Consider the following 15957-nt stretch of genomic DNA (forward strand, 5'->3'; position numbering starts at 1 on the left):
CGATAACGTTTCAATCGGCGGGCAATCGTACGACGGCCCGCCGGTGGTAAGAAAACAACAACCTGGGCGATCAATCCGCTGCGATCGGCCCTTGCGGAGGGCTAGCACGCCGCGTGAACCAGACGATGATGACCATCGCGAGGCACAGCCAGGCCGAGATACGGAACAGGTCGGTCGACGCGAGCAGATACGCCTGCGCCACCATCTGCCGCGTGATCGCGCCTGCCGCCTGCACGTCGGTCAGCCCCATCCGCGTCAGCGCACCCTGCGCCATCTGGTAGGGCGAACCGGTCCCGATCGCTTCCGACAACCGGCTCTGGTGGAGCGTCTCGCGGCGATCCCAGGCAGTCGTGATGATCGACGCGGCGAAGCTGCCCGAGGTGATGCGCGCGAAGTTCGAGATGCCCGTCGCCGACGGCAGCCGCTCCGCCGGGATACGGTCGAGCGAGATCGTCAGCATCGCAAGGAAGAACGTGCTCATCGCGATCCCCTGCACCATCAGCGGCAGCATCAGGTCGTAGAAGCTCGCGCCCGTCGTGTAACCCGAGCGCAGGTAATAGGAGTAGCCGAACGAGGCGAATGCCACCGTGGCGAGGATGCGCGCGTCGATCTTGCCGCTCAGCCGCGCGACGAACGGCGTTAGGATCACCGCCACCGCGCCCGATGGTGCGGCGACCAGCCCCGCCCAGGTCGCGGTATACCCAAGCTGCGTCTGCAACCAGAGCGGCAGCAGCAGCGTGTTGGCGAAGAACACCGCATAGCCGAGGCAGAACGCGATCGTCCCGATCGTGAAGTTGCGGCTCTTGAACAGCGACAGGTTCACCGCCGGGTTGGCGTCGGTCAGCTCCCAGATGATCCAGCCGACAAAGCCGATCGCGGCGACGACCGCGGCGATGACGATACGGTCGGCGGCGAACCAGTCGTCGTTCTTGCCGAGATCGAGCACGATCTGCAGCGCACCGACCCAGATCACCAGCAGGATCAGCCCGACCTGGTCGATCGGCAGCTTCCGCGTCGGCGTGTCGCGCTTGCCGAGCTTGTTCCAGCACACGAACGCGCAGAACATCCCGAACGGCACGTTGATCAGAAAAATCCAGCTCCAGTGATAATTGTCGGAGATGTAGCCGCCCAGGATCGGCCCCATGATCGGCGCGACCAAAGTCGTCATCGACCAGATGCCGAGCGCGGTAGAGCGCTTGTGGACGGGAAAAATCGCGATCAGCAGCGCCTGGCTGCCCGGAATCATCGGCCCGGACACCGCGCCCTGGAGGATGCGGAAGCCGATCAGCGACGGCAGGTCCCACGCGATCCCGCACAGGAACGACGCGATCGTGAACAGGAAGACGGAAACGCAGAACGTCCGCACCACGCCGAATCGGCCCATCAGCCACCCGGTCAGCGGCACCGCGACTCCGTTGGCGACGGCGAACGCGGTGACGATCCAGGTGGAGTTATCGCTCGAGACGCCGAGATTACCGGCGATGGTGGGGAGCGAGACGTTGGCGATCGTCGTGTCGAGCACCTGCATGAAGGTGCCAAGCGCGAGCGCGAATGCGGTGAGGGCGAGCGAACCGCCGACGAGAGGGGCGGGACCGGCGCCGGAGGGGGCTGCCATCAGAGAGCGTCCCGCTTAGAGCGAACTGCTACACCGCAACCACCCCGGCGAAGGCCGGGGTCCAGTTGGGAAACGAGGCTAACGGAAGGCAGCGCGCCGTTACGACCACCTCTCCAACTGGGCCCCGGCCTCCGCCGGGGTGGTGCAGTATGAAGCGCGGTGGGCAGCGACAAGCTTGTTTCCCCGCGAAGGCGGGGACCCACACTGGACTCCCGCCTTCGCGGGAGAACAAGGAGAGCAGGACCGCACCGGAGTAATGGCCACCGCAAAACCATCACCGGTTAGCCGCGATGATCTGGCGGATCTTCGCATCGACCGCGGCATCCCCCTGCCCGGTCGCCAGCCCCTTATACGCCGCCACCGCAGGCCGCCCGACCATCGTCCCCGACTTGTCCGCGGTATCGACGATCGCATTCACCGACAGCCCGACCCGCAGCGGATTGCGCCGCAGCTCACCCTTGTCGAGCGCGATCCGCACCGGCACGCGCTGGGTGATCTTGATCCAGTTCCCGCTCGCGTTCTGCGGCGGCAGCAGCGCGAACGCGTTGCCGCTACCCGCGCCCAACCCGACGACATGGCCATGATAGACCAGGTCATCGCCGTACATGTCGGCCGTCACCGTCGCCGCCTGCCCGATCCGCAGATCACGCAGCTGCGTCTCGCGGAAGTTCGCATCGACCCAGACCCGGTCGAGCGGCACCACCGCCATCAGCGGCATCCCCGCCGACACCTGTTGCCCGAGCTGCACCGTCCGCTGCGCGACAACGCCGTCGATCGGCGCGACGACGTGCATGTGACTCCGCGTGATCGCCGCGCGACGATAGGCCGCGATCGCCGCCAGCACCGCCGGGTTGTTCGATACCGTGGTGCCGACGACACCGTTCTTCGACTGCGCCTGCTGGCTGCGCGCGAGTTGCAGCGTCGCGCTCGCGACCTTCACCTGGTCCGCGGCATGGCTGAGTTCCTCGCCCGAGATCGCGCCTTCTGCGGCCGCACCACGACGACGCGCGAGATCGTTCCGCGCCCGCGCCAGTTCAGCCTCCGCCTGCACGACCGCAGCCCCGGTCTCGTTGACCTTCGAGAAGTCCGACCGCGTCGCGCGCACCGCCCGCGCAAGTTCCGCCTCCGCCGACGCCACACCGACATCCGCGGTCGCCGCGTCGAGGTCGATGAGCGGCTGGCCCGCCTTCACGACCTGCGTGTTGTCCGCGTGGATCGCGGTCACCTGCCCCGGATCGCGCGCGGTGATCGCCACCACGTCGCCCGCGACATAGGCATCGTCGGTCTCCTGCTCAGGCGCGGCGAGCAGGAAGTGGAATACCGCCCACACGATCGCGCCGATCACGACGACCACGCCTAGGATCGTCAACGCGCGCTTGCGTGCCCGCGGATTGCCGGTCGGAGCCGCGGCGGGCGCCGGCGTTTGCGTATCGGTCATCGCATCATCCCCTGAAAATCATAACCACCACCCAGCGCCAGCACGAGCTGCACGCGCTGTTGCGCAGCATCGGCGGCGAGGTCGGCATCGGCCTGTTCGGCGGCCAGCGTGCGGACGTCGTTGTCAACGAGATCGAGCCGGCTATCGAGGCCGCTCGACACGCGGATCGCGTTCAGCCGCCCGGTCTCGGCATAGCCGCGCACCACCTCGCGTTGTCGCTGCCGGTCGGCGTCGAGCGCCCCGATCCGCGCCACCGCGTCACCTGCTTCACGCACCGCACCGATCACCCGGTCGTTGTAATCCGCGGTCGCCAGGTCGAGCGCGGCGGTCGCGCCGGCGAGGTCCGCCTTCAACCGGCCATTGTCGAAGATCGGCAGATGGACCGCCGGCCCGACGCCGACCGTGCCCGCATCGAGCGAGAACAGATTGCCGAGCCCGACCGCCTGGAACCCCGCCAGCGCCGCCAGATTGACGTTCGGATAGAACGCTTTGCGCGCAACCTGACGCCCGGCGGCCGCAGCCTCGATCCGCGCTTGCGCCGCCGCGATATCGGCACGCCGCGCGAGCAGGTCGGCCGGTACGGTCTTGGGCAACGGCAACGCCGCGTCGAGCTGCAACGCCGTCGCACCGATCGTCGCCGGATAATCCGCACCACGCCCGGCCAGTGCTGCCAGCGCATTCTTCGCGAGCACCTGCGCCGCCTGCGCGCGCAGCAACGCTTGCCGCGCCTGCGCCAACAACGTCGTCGCAGCCTGCGCGTCGAGCTTGCTCGCCAGGTTGTTGCGGATCCGCACGTTCACGAGCCGAAGCGAATTCTGGCGCGTCGCGATCGTACGCTGCGCGATCCCCGCCTGCGCCTCGGCGCGTTCGAGATCGATATACGTCTGCACGACCGCCCCCGACAGCGCCATCCGCGCCGCCGCGACGTCGAGCGAAGCCGCACGCACCGACGCCCGCGCGCCCTCGATCGCGGCCTTCTGGCGCCCGAACAGATCGAGGTTCCAGCTGAGGTTCGCCGCGGTCGACCCGACGAACCGTGTCGACCCGGCATAGGGCGGCGGGATCGTGTAGCGCCCGCTCAGTCGCGCGAGTTGCTCCTGCGCATCGAGCGTCACGTCGGGGCCATTGTCGGCACGCCGCGTCGAAAGCACCGCCTGCGCTTGCGCGACCCGTGCCAGCGCCGCATCGAGCGAGGGGCTGCCTTCGACCGCATCGCGTACCAGCCGATCGAGCTGCGGATCGCCGAACGACCGCCACCAGTCGGCTGCGATCACCGGCGCGGCGTCCGGCGCCAGCCCCAGCGCGGTGGCCGATACCGGCTCCACGACGGTCTTCGACGCCGGGATCGCGCACCCCGCGAGCAGCCCCGCCACCGTGATCGGGGCCAGGGCAGTGCCAATCTTCATGCGCGGCGTCCTTCGGTCAGAGCGTCGTCCAGCGTCGTGCGGAGTTTTTGCATCAGTTCGATCAGCTTCTCGATTTCGGCCCGGTCCCAGCCCGTCAGCAGGCTATTCCAGTATTCTATGATCTTATCGCGACACCGGATCGCAACCGCCTCGCCGTCGGCCGTCAGTTCGAGATTGAGTACCCGCCGGTCGTCGCTCGCCCGCGACCGCGTGACCCACCCGTTCTGCTCCATCGCGTCGACCAGCCGCGTCGTCGCACCCTTGTCGTGCGAAAGATCCCGCGCGAGGTCGGCACACGTCGCCGCCCGGCCTGCGAGGATGGACATGAGCGCCGACCACTGCGTCCCGGACAGACCCTCCGCCGTAAACACCGGCTCGATCAGGCTCTGCCCGATCTGATGGATCCGCCGCGCGAGGTAGCCGAGCGAACAGTCCGGCCCGAATTCCGATTTGGTGTAGAACGCCATGTCGTTGCCATGGCAACCATTGCCCAGGCAGTCAATTGCACGTTTTGCATGTTGAGGTGAGGACGGCGGACTGGTGGATGGACGCGCCTCGAAAGCGCTCAGTCCCCCGATTTTTAAGCAGGGTCGGCCACGAATACGAAAAGGGCCACCCGCATGAGCGGATGACCCTTTCGCCATTCCAACGATCTGGAACTGCCCTCGATCAGAAGCGGAACTTGATCGAACCCTTGTATGACTGGTTCGACACGTCCTTGCGCTCGACGGTGGTGTCCCCGCCGACCGAGATGTCGACGCTGTCGCCGACCAGCGTCAGCCCAGCGCTGATCTCGCCCCAGTTCTTGTCCTGCCCGGCCAGCGCGAACAGTGCGTTCGGACCGATCCCGCCGACGAAGTTCGCGCCGAACACGCCCGGCGTCGACTGGAAGTCATGGACGTAGTTCGCGGCGGCATAAGGCCGGAACGAACCACTGCCGCCGAGCACCAGCCCGGCACGACCCTGCAGGCTGTCGAAGCTGTCGCGATCGACGAACAGGGCTGGTCCGCCGCCATTCTCGATCGACTTGCCGAAGCCGATATGGCTGGCGCGCATCGACACGCGCGGGCCGACCTTGAGCATCGACAGGTCGAACGCCTTGCCGAGCCCGACCTCGCTGACGACGGTCAACGCGTTGTCGGTGCCGCGCAGACGATAGCTGGTGCCGACGAAGCCGACATTGCGATCGGTCTTGGCGACGAACGCGCCCGCGCTGAACTGCGTATCGAGGACGATCCCCGATGCGGTCTCCAGCTTGCCGTACAGCGTGCCCTGGAACAGTTCGCCCTTCGCGCGCTGCGCGATCCCGCCGGTCGTTCCGTCGGTGTTGGTGTACGAGAACGAGAAGCCGATCACGCCACCCTCGCCTGCCTGCTTTTCAAGACCGGCAGCCGCGAAGTAACCGTCGAACTTGTCATGCCCGCCGAACGGATTGGTCCCCGGCATCGACCGGCTCTTGCCGTCGATATAGCCGCCCGCGATGAAGCCGCTCATGTCGTCGGGCAGACGACCCTGCTGCAACACGGTGCCGCTCGAATCGCTCATCGTGTCCTGCCCGCCCGGCAGGTCGCTCGCCATCAGCGAGGCCACCTGGACCGGCTTGCCGATCAGCGCAAGCGTACCGCCGAGCCCGCCACGCGTATCGATCTGCGCGATGTGATCACGATAGAAGCGCGACATCGTGTCGATCGACGCGACGCCGAGGCTCGACTTGAGCGTCTCGGCTCGCGGCGCAAGGCCCTCGAGCGTCGAGCGGATCGTCGCCGCGTTCTGCAGGTCTAGCGAACCATATACCCCACTCAGCGCCGCATAGTTGGAACGATTTTGGTCGAGCAGCCCGGCATAGGCCGACTGGACCGGCGTCGCATCGACGACGTTGCGATACTGACCCGCGAGGATCCGCACCTGCACCGCGTTGGTACTGTAGACATAGCTCGGCGTCAGGATCGCGCTGAGCGGGGTCGCCGCACCGAACGCGCCGGTGATGCCGCCCTGCGCGGTCAGGATCGTGTAGAGGTCGTTATACCGCACGGTATAGCCGGCGACTGGCGCGAACCCGACGCGACCGCTGAGGCTGACGATGCCGTTGGTCGCGGCCCCTGCTGCGTTGAACGTCGTCGCCGCGAAGGCGAGCTTGTCCGAGGTGCCGTTGGGCCCGAGATCGACTAGCAAATTGGTGCTCGAGGCGAGCACGCCGTTGCCGCCGATCGTCAGCGTGCCGATCGTCCCCGTCGTGCCGGGCGCGATCATCCCGGCGACGCTGGTGAAGAACGGCGTGTTGATCCGCCCGGACCCGGTCAGCATGCCCGCCAGCATGAAGTAATCGCCCGGCGTCGAGATCACGCCGTCGTTCTGGACGACGCCCGTCACCTGGTTGATCGTCATCAGGCTGGTAAGCGACCCGGCCGACGTTACCGCCAGCTTCGCCGTGCTGCCCGAAACGGTGAACTTGTCGACCGTGACCGCGGAGTTCAGCGTGGTCGTGCCCGCCGCCGACAGCGTGACGTCGTAATAGCGTGCGCTGCGCTGCGTCGTGCGATCGGGGTCGATGTTGTTGGGCACGAAATTGCTCGCACCCGGCAGGCCGTTGGCGAGCGTCGGCGACAGAACCGCCAACGCCACGGCATCGCCACCAGCGCCGGTGGTCCCCGCCTGCGCGATGCTCTGGGCGCTACCGCCAAGCGTCGCGATATCGACGCTGGTCTTCTGCGCGATCGCCTCGACGATCTTGCCTTCGCCGACCGTACCCGGTGCGCCCTTCGACGCAACGGCAACACCAGCCGCAGCCGATGTCGTCGCGGCATTGGTCGCAACCGGCTTGCCGTCGACATAGGTGACGTTGGTCTTGATGTCTAAACAGACGTCGATGCCGAAACCGGGCTCCTGATCGCAAATCTGTCCGAACTTGTTCGCGTCTCCTGCGATCCCGGCCCCGGTCGTGGTCGGCACGCCGTTCACAAGCTTGCCGTCGACGATGATCTGGTAATTCGGATCGAGCGCCGTCACCCAATGCGACGCATCGGTCCACAGCCCGTCGCCAGTCTTCGTCTGTGCATAGCGGTAAGGATTGTTCGCCGCGATATAGTCCGAGAACAGGTATAGCGGCTGGTAAAAGCTCGCCGTGCCATAGGCGCCGAAGGGCTGTTCGTTGAAAAAGCGATTGCCGCCCGACAGCACGCCGATCACGACCTGTTTGGCGAACGTCCGATCGAGGATCAGCGGACCGCCCGAATCACCACCCGCCGTCGTGCCTTCCTTGGCCAGCGGCGCGTCCTTGAACACGTTGAAATCATACGGGCTTGCAGCGGCGGTGCCACGGCGGGGATCGTCGAAATCGAGCTGGTACAGGTTCTGCGGCATGCCATCGATGGAGCCATAGAGGAACCCGTTCAGGTCATCGAACGAGCCGAGGATACCGATCGTGTTCTCGGCGATGCGGCGGCGGTAATCGATGCCGTTGGTGTCGCCGACGAGCGTGCCGCCCTGACCGCTCCGACCATAGCCGGTGATCGTGACGTGATAGCCGGTACCGGTGGTATCGCCGATAGACGCGGGCGCGGGCAGTGCCGATAGCAGCAGCGCCCAGGTCGGCACGTTGGCGGCCGGCGTATCCAGCGTCGCGATCGCGACGTCGCCCTGCAGGAAGTTCTGCGAGAGCCCGAGCTTCAGCGAGTCGGCGTTATAGACGACCTGGTTGACGTTATAGAGGAAGTTGGCGGTGTTGGTCTTGTACTGCTGCGTGTTGACCGCGCCGGTCGCGGTGGTCGGCAGGAACCAGTCGAGCAGGGCCGGACGGTTGTTCTGCTGGAAACCGAACGCGATCGGGATGCCACCGCCCTGCGCACCATAGCCCCAGGGGTTCTGCGCGCCGGTGCCGGCGGCGTTCTCGCTCACGCAGTGCGCGGCGAAGATCACCGTGCGCGGATTGATCAGCGTCCCCGTGCACAGGCCGACGCCGCCGCCGCCCGTCGAGATCGTCATCTGGCCTACGCCGTTAACGCCGTTGCCGGGATCCTGCGCGGTCGTCGGCGTGCCGGGCGCCGAGATCACGATGTTCGGTTCGGAGACGAGGTCGGCGGGGTTCAGCGCGCTTGAATAGGCGATCGATTCGGGCCGCGGCAGGCGATCCTGCGCGGCCGCGATAGACGGCAGCGCCGCCGCGGCGAGCAACGCCGTCGAGGTCAGCAAAGCCGCGCGTGCATGGCGCGATCCGGTGCGTGCGCCGCGCGTGCGCGAGGTAGCGATAGTCGTCACATTCATCCCCTTGTCCGCGCCGCCCGCTGTGGGGCGTACGCCAATGTGACGAGGGTATGCAGACCATTTTGGGAACGCAATCAATGACTATGCTTCGTTCACGCTATTGTAATATTCCGTCGTGAACGTTGTAAAATTGTCACCGCGAGGCCGTTGTGGGCCATTCGATGTTTCACTGCACCGCGAGCGTTACTGCTACCTCGGTTGGCGCAGGATCGGGTATTGTCAGGCGCTCGCCGGAGGAGTCCGCCAGTTCGTCGAGACAATGCGCGAGCAACGCTGCCATCAGGTATCTCTGCTGACCGTCGGCGATCGTTAACGCGTTTTCGATTGCGTCACGGAGAATCTGGGTGTCGTCGGTATTGTCGCCCATGCCCTGTGTTCGGGTATGATGCGACGCCGCGCAATGTGAGAGGTTATCCTCGCCGTTACCAACCTGAGTTAGTCTCTAGAATGACATGATTTTTGCTAGCGCGTCGCAACCGCGATCTGTCATGTTAGCGTATGGCAATCGACACCGACTCGGCCCGCACTGCGGAAAACCTCCTCACGGTACGCGACATGCGCGGGGACATTTTCCCCAGCGAGATCTTCGACGAACACGCGTGGAACATGTTGTTGCGTCTGTTCGTCGCGGAAGCCAGCGATGAAGCCATTACCGCACCCGACCTGATGGAGCTCACGAACACGCCGCCAGCGGTGGGCCAGCGCTGGCTCGCCCATCTCGTCGCGGATGCGCAGATCGAGCCCTATTCGGACGGCGGTACGATAACGCTCACCCGTTCCGCGGTCGATCGCATGAACCTGTTCCTGCGACGCGCGGCCGGCGTCCACGAAAGCGATGGTCCCGCCTGACGCGCCAGCGCATTCGTTCACTCGGCAACGCGAAGGCGGAATAACCGGCCCACGGCACTCCCGCGCCCTTCCCCGATGCGCTCCCCCTTGCTAAGGCCCTCCCGGTAACAGCATTTTTCGCTCGGTCCCCGACGCGCCCGCGTGGCCTATACGGCTGCTTTCCCCTCGGCGCCCGGCGGCCCGACGCCCACGGGAAGGACCCCTATGACTGCCATTGGCCAGGATACCCTCAAGACCCGCACCAGCCTCTCCACCGGCGGCAAGTCGTACGACTATTACAGCCTCGCCAAGGCGTCCGAGCAGCTCGGCGACATCAGCCGCCTGCCGTTCTCGATGAAGGTGCTGCTCGAGAACCTGCTCCGCTTCGAGGACGGCGTGACGGTCACGCGCGAAGATATCCAGGCGATCGTCGACTGGCAGAAGGAGCGTCGCAGCGACCGCGAGATCCAGTATCGCCCGGCGCGCGTGCTGATGCAGGACTTCACCGGCGTGCCCTGCGTGGTCGACCTCGCCGCGATGCGCGACGCGATGACCAAGCTCGGCGGCAATCCCGAGAAGATCAACCCGCAGGTCCCCGTCCACCTCGTCATCGATCACTCGGTGATGGTCGACGAGTTCGGCACGCCGCAGGCGTTCCACGACAACGTCGACCTGGAGTACGAGCGCAACATCGAGCGCTACGAGTTCCTCAAGTGGGGCAGCAAGGCGCTCGACAACTTCCAGGTCGTCCCCCCCGGCACCGGCATCTGCCACCAGGTGAATCTCGAATATATCGGCCAGGCCGTCTGGTCGTCGGCCAGCTCGGGTGACCACGGCGACGGCACGATGATCGCATATCCGGATACGCTGGTCGGTACCGACAGCCACACGACGATGATCAACGGCCTGGGCGTGCTCGGCTGGGGCGTCGGCGGGATCGAGGCCGAGGCCGCGATGCTTGGTCAGCCCGTCTCGATGCTGATCCCCGAAGTCGTCGGCTTCAAGCTGCTCGGCAAGCTGAACGAAGGCATCACCGCCACCGATCTCGTGCTCACCGTCACGCAGATGCTGCGCGCCAAGGGCGTGGTCGGCCGCTTCGTCGAGTTCTTCGGCCCCGGTCTGTCGTCGATGACGCTCGCCGATCGCGCGACGATCGCCAACATGGCGCCTGAGTATGGCGCGACCTGCGGCTTCTTCCCGATCGACGACAAGACGCTCGATTACATGCGTCTCACGGCACGGTCCGATGAGAACGTCGAGCTGGTCGAGGCTTATGCCAAGGCGAACGGCTTCTGGCGTGACGAGAACGCCGAGGATCCGGTGTTCACCGACACGCTCGAACTTGACATGGGCACCGTCGTCGCCTCGCTCGCCGGCCCCAAGCGACCGCAGGACCGCGTCAGCCTCAACAAGGTCGACGAGGTGTTCAACAGCGACCTCCACAAGCTGTACCACAAGGAGCAGCCCGCGCGCGTTGCGGTCGAAGGTCGCGAGCATGACATCGGCGACGGCGACGTCGTGATCGCCGCGATCACCAGCTGCACCAACACCTCGAACCCGTCGGTGCTGGTCGCCGCCGGTCTGGTGGCCCGTAAGGCGAACGCGCTCGGCCTCAAGTCGAAGCCTTGGGTGAAGACCTCGCTCGCCCCCGGTTCGCAGGTCGTCACCGACTATCTCGACAAGGCTGGCCTCACCGCGGACCTGAACGCGCTCGGCTTCAACCTCGTCGGTTATGGCTGCACGACCTGCATCGGCAACTCGGGCCCGCTGGCCCCTGCGATCTCGGCCGCGATCAACGAGAACGACCTCGTCGCCGCGTCGGTACTCTCGGGCAACCGCAACTTCGAGGGCCGCGTCTCGCCCGACGTCCGCGCCAACTTCCTCGCCTCGCCGCCGCTCGTCGTCGCCTATGCGATCAAGGGCACCGTCACGACCGACATGATCGAGACGCCGCTGGGTCAGGGGTCGGACGGCCAGGACGTGTATCTGCGCGACATCTGGCCGACCAACGAGGAAGTCCGCACGACGATGGACGCCAACATCGACGCCGGCATGTTCGGTGCGCGCTACGGCGACGTCTATGCGGGCGACGCCAAGTGGCGCGAGATCGACGTCACGGGCTCGGACACCTACGCATGGCGCGCAGGGTCGACCTATGTCGCCAACCCGCCGTACTTCGAGGGCCTCAGCATGACGCCGTCGCCGGTGCAGGACATCATCGACGCCAAGCCGCTTGCGATCCTCGGCGATTCGATCACCACCGATCACATCTCGCCGGCCGGCTCGATCAAGGCCGACAGCCCCGCTGGTCGTTTCCTACAGGAGCATCAGGTCAGCAAGGCGGACTTCAACAGCTATGGCGCACGCCGCGGCAACCATGACGTGATGATGCGCGGCACTTTCGCCAACATCCGCATCAAGAACGAGATGGTCCCCGGCATCGAAGGCGGCATGTCGAAGTACGACGGCGAAGTCATGGCGATTTACGACGCCGCGATGCGCTTCAAGCAGGATGGCACCCCGCTGGTGATCGTCGCCGGCAAGGAATACGGCACCGGCTCGTCGCGCGACTGGGCAGCGAAGGGCACCAACCTGCTCGGCGTCCGCGCCGTGATCACCGAGAGCTTCGAGCGCATCCATCGCTCGAACCTGGTCGGCATGGGCGTGCTGCCGTTGCAGTTCGCCGAAGGCACCGATCGCAAGACGCTCGGCCTCGACGGTTCGGAGACGTTCACGATCCTCGACGTGGCGAGCATCCGCCCTCGTCAGGACGTCACGGTCAAGATGACCCGCGCCGACGGCACCAGCGAGACGTTCCAGACCAAGTGCCGGATCGATACCGTCAACGAGCTGGAATACTTCCTCAACGGCGGCATCCTCCACTACGTCCTGCGCAAACTGGCCGCGTAAAGCCTAACCCGTCCCCCTCGGAGCTATCCGGGGGGATGCTTAAAGCCTCAACGCATCGATCCTCCCCCGCAAGGGGGAGGTGGCGCCGTAGGCGACGGAGGGGGAGGACACGGAACACAGGTTTCCCTTACCTCCCCCTCCGACAGGCAAGTGCCTGCCACCTCCCCCTGGCGGGGGAGGATCGATAGAGTTCCAAAATGTCAGGCTATTGCCGCGCGTCTCGCGCCGCGCCCCAGCGCGCTCCGAAACGAAAAAAGGCGGGGCGATCGCAAGGATCGCCCCGTAGTTCAGGGAGAAGACCGGGACAGGGGAGACCCGGTCAAATCGCCGTCCACAGGGGGAGAGGGAGCGGCGACGCACTCCCCTTCGCCTCGATATGTTGCAGGGATATGTCGAACGTGGCGAATGACGAACTTTTCACCTGACGGAATTCGAAGGTACACGCCCTATCGCAATCCTCCCCCGCCAGGGGGAGGTGGCAGGCGTTAGCCTGACGGAGGGGGAGGAAACGATAACGCCTGATGCATGTCCCCCCCTCCGTCACCTTCGGCGCCCCCCGGCGGGGGAGGATCGAGATCAAAATCCGAGCGCCCGCCCCGCCACGGCATCCAGCTTCGCCACCAGCACCGGATCGCGAGCCTCCCGCGCCGTAATGATCGCGCTATCCAGACAAATATCAATCGGCGATGCCGCCCGCTCCACCGGCAACACGCGCAGCAACGCCATCACCATCGCCCGAGCCTTCGCCGCATTCGCACCAAGCTGCGCCACCACTTGCGTCACATCGACGCCCGCCTCGTCCTCGCGCCAGCAATCGTAATCCGTGACCATCCCGACCAGCGCATACGGAAGCTCCGCCTCCCGCGCGAGCTTCGCCTCGGGCATCGCGGTCATCCCGATCACATCGCACCTCCATTGGCGGTAAAGCCGGCTTTCCGCCCGCGACGAAAATTGCGGGCCTTCCATCGCGAGATAGGTGCCCACGTCGTCGACCTGCGCGCCCGCCTCCCGCGCAGCGTCGGCGGCATAGCGCGACAAGCGCGGGCAGACCGGGTCCGCCATCGAAACATGCGCGACGAGGCCCGAGCCGAAGAAGCTCGACGGCCGCCCCTTGGTGCGATCGATGAACTGGTCGACCACGGTGAAACTCCCCGGCGGCCGCTGCTCGACCAACGACCCGACCGAGGACACCGCCAGCACGTCGGTCACGCCAAGCCGCTTCAACGCATCGATGTTCGCCCGCGCGTTCAGCTCCGACGGCGAGATCCGATGCCCCCGACCATGTCGCGGCAGGAACGCCACCCCGACATGCCCGACGCGCCCGGTATAGATCGCATCGGACGGCTCGCCCCAAGGCGTCTCGACCGTCTGCCAGCGCCCGTCCTCAATTCCGTCGACCGCATACAGCCCCGAGCCGCCGATGATCCCGATCGTCCAGCCCGTCATTCGGCGAGCGCTCTCGGCCGCGCATAGACGAAGTAGATCACCAGCCCGAGCAGGTTCCAAAGCCCGAAATACAGCTGCGTCTTCGAAGGCAGGCTGAAGAACAGATACAGGCACCCAAGGATACCGATCGTTCCAACCAGCGTCGCGGCAGGCGCTCGGAAGGTCCGCACTGCATCGGGCGCACGGCGACGCATCACCAGCATGCACGCACAGACCGCGACGAACGCGGCGAGCGTGCCCGCGTTGGCGAGCGCCGCGATCTCGGCGAGCGGCAACAGCCCTGCAATGACCGCAACGATCGCCGCGGTGATCCACGTGATGCGGACCGGGGCGCCGCGCCGCGACACCTTGGCGAGGCTTAGCGGGAGCAACCCGTCGCGCGCCATCGTGAAGAAGATCCGGCTCTGGCCGAACAGGAACGCGAGCAGCACCGTCGGCAAGGCGATCACGGCGGAGGCGCCGAGGAAGGTCGCGAACCCGGGTCGGCCAATCTCGCGCAGAATCAGCGCGAGCGGCTCAGCGCTGCCGGCGAACCGCGTGTAGGACAGCGCACCGACGGCCGCGACTGCGACCAGAATGTAGATCGCGATGCACGCGACCATCGACCCGACGATCCCGATCGCGAGATCGCGGCCCGGGTTCTTGGTCTCCTCCGCCGCGGTGGAGATCGCGTCGAAGCCGTAGAACGCAAAGAATATGATCGCCGCCGCCGCCATGACGCCGCGTTCGGCCCCGTCGGGCTGCACGGCCTTGGGGAAGCCGTAGGGCATGAACGGGTGGAGGTTGGCGCTGTCGAAGTAATGCAGCGCGATGAACACGAACACGGTCAGCGCGATCATCTTCACGCCGACCAGTACCGCGTTCAGCGTTGCGCTCTCACGCGTTCCAAAAGACAGAACGCCCGCCACGACCGCGATGATGAAGATCGCCGGCACGTTGAGGATGCCGCCGAGCTCGGGGCTGAGCGTCAGCGCCTCCGGAAACCCGAACGCCCCGCGCAGCAACGGCGCCGCATAGCCGGACCAGCCGACCGCGACGGTCGACACGACGAGCGAATATTCGAGGATCAGCGACCAGCCGATCACCCAGGCGATCAGCTCGCCGAGCACGACATAGCTGTAGGTATACGCGCTGCCCGACGCCGGGATCATCGTCGCCATCTCGGCATAGGCGAGCGCCGCGCAGGCACAGATCCCACCGGCAATGATGAAGGACAGGATGACCGCGGGACCAGCGAGCCCTGCGCCGACGCCGATCAGCGTGAGGATACCGGTGCCGACGATCCCGCCGACGCCCATCGCCACGAGGTGGGGCCACGACAGCGTCCGCGCTAGCTGATGCTCGGGCGGCTGCTCGGTGACGATTTTTCGGCGAAACAGACTGGCCACGGATATCCCCTCTTGTTCTGTGGGGAGTGGCACAGGACGTAACCGGGGGGCAAGGCCAGCGGCCAACCACTTACCTGAGCGACAAGATCCTCCCCGGCGGAGGCCGGGGTCCAGTTGGCAAGGTCATCGTGGCGATGCACAGCGCTATGTCAGCAGCGTCTCCCAACTGGGCCTCGGCCTTCGCCGGGGTGGTAGGAGAGGGGCCGAAATCGAACGGCAGTCCGCTCGTCCTTGTTCTCTCGCGAAGGCGGGAGCCCAGTCTGGGTCCCCGCCTTCGCGGGGAAACACGCTAACTTACGGCAACTCTCAGACCGTGAAGCTTTCCCCGCACCCGCACGCGCCCTTGGCATTCGGGTTCTGGAACACGAACCCGGCGGTGAAGTCGTCTTCAACCCAGTCCATCGTCGACCCAATCAGGTACAAAATCGACCCGCCATCGACGAACAAGGTCCCACCCGGCGTATCGATCCGCTCGTCGAAAGGCTTGGCCTCGGTGACGTAATCCACCGAATAGGCCAGGCCCGAACACCCACGCTTCGGCGTCGACAGCTTCACCCCGATCGCATCCTCCGGAGCCCGCGCCATCAAATCCGCGATGCGCGCATGCGCCGTCGCCGTGAGGTTCAGCGCCGCCGGCCGTGCTCGCAATGTCGTCGCCATCACCAA

11 protein-coding genes are annotated in these 15957 nt (G+C 66.0%); 2 read left to right on the forward strand and 9 right to left on the reverse strand.

What is annotated here, in order from left to right; all coding sequences use genetic code 11:
• Nucleotides 1-70 precede the first annotated feature (70 nt).
• The 6 genes from J4O76_RS08235 to J4O76_RS08260 all read right to left on the reverse strand — a co-directional run bounded on the left by J4O76_RS08235 (nucleotide 71) and on the right by J4O76_RS08260 (nucleotide 9086).
• Nucleotides 71-1615 carry a DHA2 family efflux MFS transporter permease subunit gene (locus tag J4O76_RS08235; protein WP_107953850.1) on the reverse strand — a complete coding sequence of 515 codons (1545 nt, stop codon included), beginning with the start codon at nucleotides 1613-1615 and terminating at the stop codon, nucleotides 71-73.
• Nucleotides 1616-1889: 274 nt separating this feature from the next.
• Nucleotides 1890-3053, reverse strand: coding sequence for an efflux RND transporter periplasmic adaptor subunit (locus tag J4O76_RS08240; RefSeq protein WP_426281267.1), 1164 nt, complete (start codon nucleotides 3051-3053; stop codon nucleotides 1890-1892).
• Complete coding sequence (locus tag J4O76_RS08245) at nucleotides 3050-4459, reverse strand: efflux transporter outer membrane subunit (protein ID WP_426281268.1); 1410 nt, start codon at nucleotides 4457-4459, stop codon at nucleotides 3050-3052. The genes J4O76_RS08240 and J4O76_RS08245 overlap by 4 nt, the downstream gene beginning before the upstream one ends.
• Nucleotides 4456-4926, reverse strand: coding sequence for a MarR family winged helix-turn-helix transcriptional regulator (locus tag J4O76_RS08250; RefSeq protein ID WP_426281269.1), 471 nt, complete (start codon nucleotides 4924-4926; stop codon nucleotides 4456-4458). The genes J4O76_RS08245 and J4O76_RS08250 overlap by 4 nt, the downstream gene beginning before the upstream one ends.
• A gap of 202 nt (nucleotides 4927-5128) precedes the next feature.
• Complete coding sequence (locus J4O76_RS08255; protein ID WP_426281270.1) at nucleotides 5129-8713, reverse strand: autotransporter domain-containing protein; 3585 nt, start codon at nucleotides 8711-8713, stop codon at nucleotides 5129-5131.
• A gap of 172 nt (nucleotides 8714-8885) precedes the next feature.
• The gene (locus J4O76_RS08260; protein ID WP_426281271.1) at nucleotides 8886-9086 is read right to left on the reverse strand and encodes a hypothetical protein; all 201 of its coding nucleotides are present in this window, start codon (nucleotides 9084-9086) and stop codon (nucleotides 8886-8888) included.
• Between the two features lie 131 nt (nucleotides 9087-9217).
• Here J4O76_RS08260 and J4O76_RS08265 point away from each other — a divergent pair, with 131 nt between their 5' ends.
• Together J4O76_RS08265 and acnA are read left to right on the forward strand one after the other, a co-directional pair.
• Nucleotides 9218-9568, forward strand: a complete 351-nt coding sequence (locus J4O76_RS08265; protein ID WP_426281272.1) for a hypothetical protein — start codon at nucleotides 9218-9220, stop codon at nucleotides 9566-9568.
• Nucleotides 9569-9772: 204 nt separating this feature from the next.
• Nucleotides 9773-12457, forward strand: coding sequence for an aconitate hydratase AcnA (gene acnA, locus J4O76_RS08270; RefSeq protein WP_060526615.1), 2685 nt, complete (start codon nucleotides 9773-9775; stop codon nucleotides 12455-12457).
• A gap of 576 nt (nucleotides 12458-13033) precedes the next feature.
• On the opposite strand, the gene mtnP is transcribed toward acnA, so the two are convergent.
• From mtnP to J4O76_RS08285, 3 genes are all read right to left on the reverse strand, one after another.
• Nucleotides 13034-13903 (reverse strand): S-methyl-5'-thioadenosine phosphorylase, encoded by an 870-nt coding sequence (mtnP, locus tag J4O76_RS08275; RefSeq protein ID WP_426281273.1) that lies wholly within the window; start codon nucleotides 13901-13903, stop codon nucleotides 13034-13036.
• Nucleotides 13900-15291: an amino acid permease gene (locus tag J4O76_RS08280; RefSeq protein WP_426281274.1), complete on the reverse strand. Its 1392-nt coding sequence runs from the start codon at nucleotides 15289-15291 to the stop codon at nucleotides 13900-13902. The genes mtnP and J4O76_RS08280 overlap by 4 nt, the downstream gene beginning before the upstream one ends.
• 306 nt (nucleotides 15292-15597) lie before the next feature.
• The gene (locus tag J4O76_RS08285; protein WP_056057673.1) at nucleotides 15598-15951 is read right to left on the reverse strand and encodes a HesB/IscA family protein; all 354 of its coding nucleotides are present in this window, start codon (nucleotides 15949-15951) and stop codon (nucleotides 15598-15600) included.
• Nucleotides 15952-15957 lie beyond the last annotated feature (6 nt).

Source organism: Sphingomonas sp. NFX23 (assembly GCF_049887795.1).
GTDB lineage: Bacteria > Pseudomonadota > Alphaproteobacteria > Sphingomonadales > Sphingomonadaceae > Sphingomonas.

What these genes read in the sequence shown, in the direction of transcription:
- J4O76_RS08265 (WP_426281272.1), top strand. Translation starts at nt 9,218, where the DNA reads ATGGCAATCGACACCGACTCGGCCCGCACTGCGGAAAACCTCCTCACG.
- J4O76_RS08245 (WP_426281268.1), bottom strand. Translation starts at nt 4,459, where the DNA reads ATGAAGATTGGCACTGCCCTGGCCCCGATCACGGTGGCGGGGCTGCTC.
- J4O76_RS08285 (WP_056057673.1), bottom strand. Translation starts at nt 15,951, where the DNA reads ATGGCGACGACATTGCGAGCACGGCCGGCGGCGCTGAACCTCACGGCG.
- mtnP (WP_426281273.1), bottom strand. Translation starts at nt 13,903, where the DNA reads ATGACGGGCTGGACGATCGGGATCATCGGCGGCTCGGGGCTGTATGCG.
- J4O76_RS08260 (WP_426281271.1), bottom strand. Translation starts at nt 9,086, where the DNA reads ATGGGCGACAATACCGACGACACCCAGATTCTCCGTGACGCAATCGAA.
- J4O76_RS08240 (WP_426281267.1), bottom strand. Translation starts at nt 3,053, where the DNA reads ATGACCGATACGCAAACGCCGGCGCCCGCCGCGGCTCCGACCGGCAAT.
- acnA (WP_060526615.1), top strand. Translation starts at nt 9,773, where the DNA reads ATGACTGCCATTGGCCAGGATACCCTCAAGACCCGCACCAGCCTCTCC.
- J4O76_RS08235 (WP_107953850.1), bottom strand. Translation starts at nt 1,615, where the DNA reads ATGGCAGCCCCCTCCGGCGCCGGTCCCGCCCCTCTCGTCGGCGGTTCG.
- J4O76_RS08250 (WP_426281269.1), bottom strand. Translation starts at nt 4,926, where the DNA reads ATGGCGTTCTACACCAAATCGGAATTCGGGCCGGACTGTTCGCTCGGC.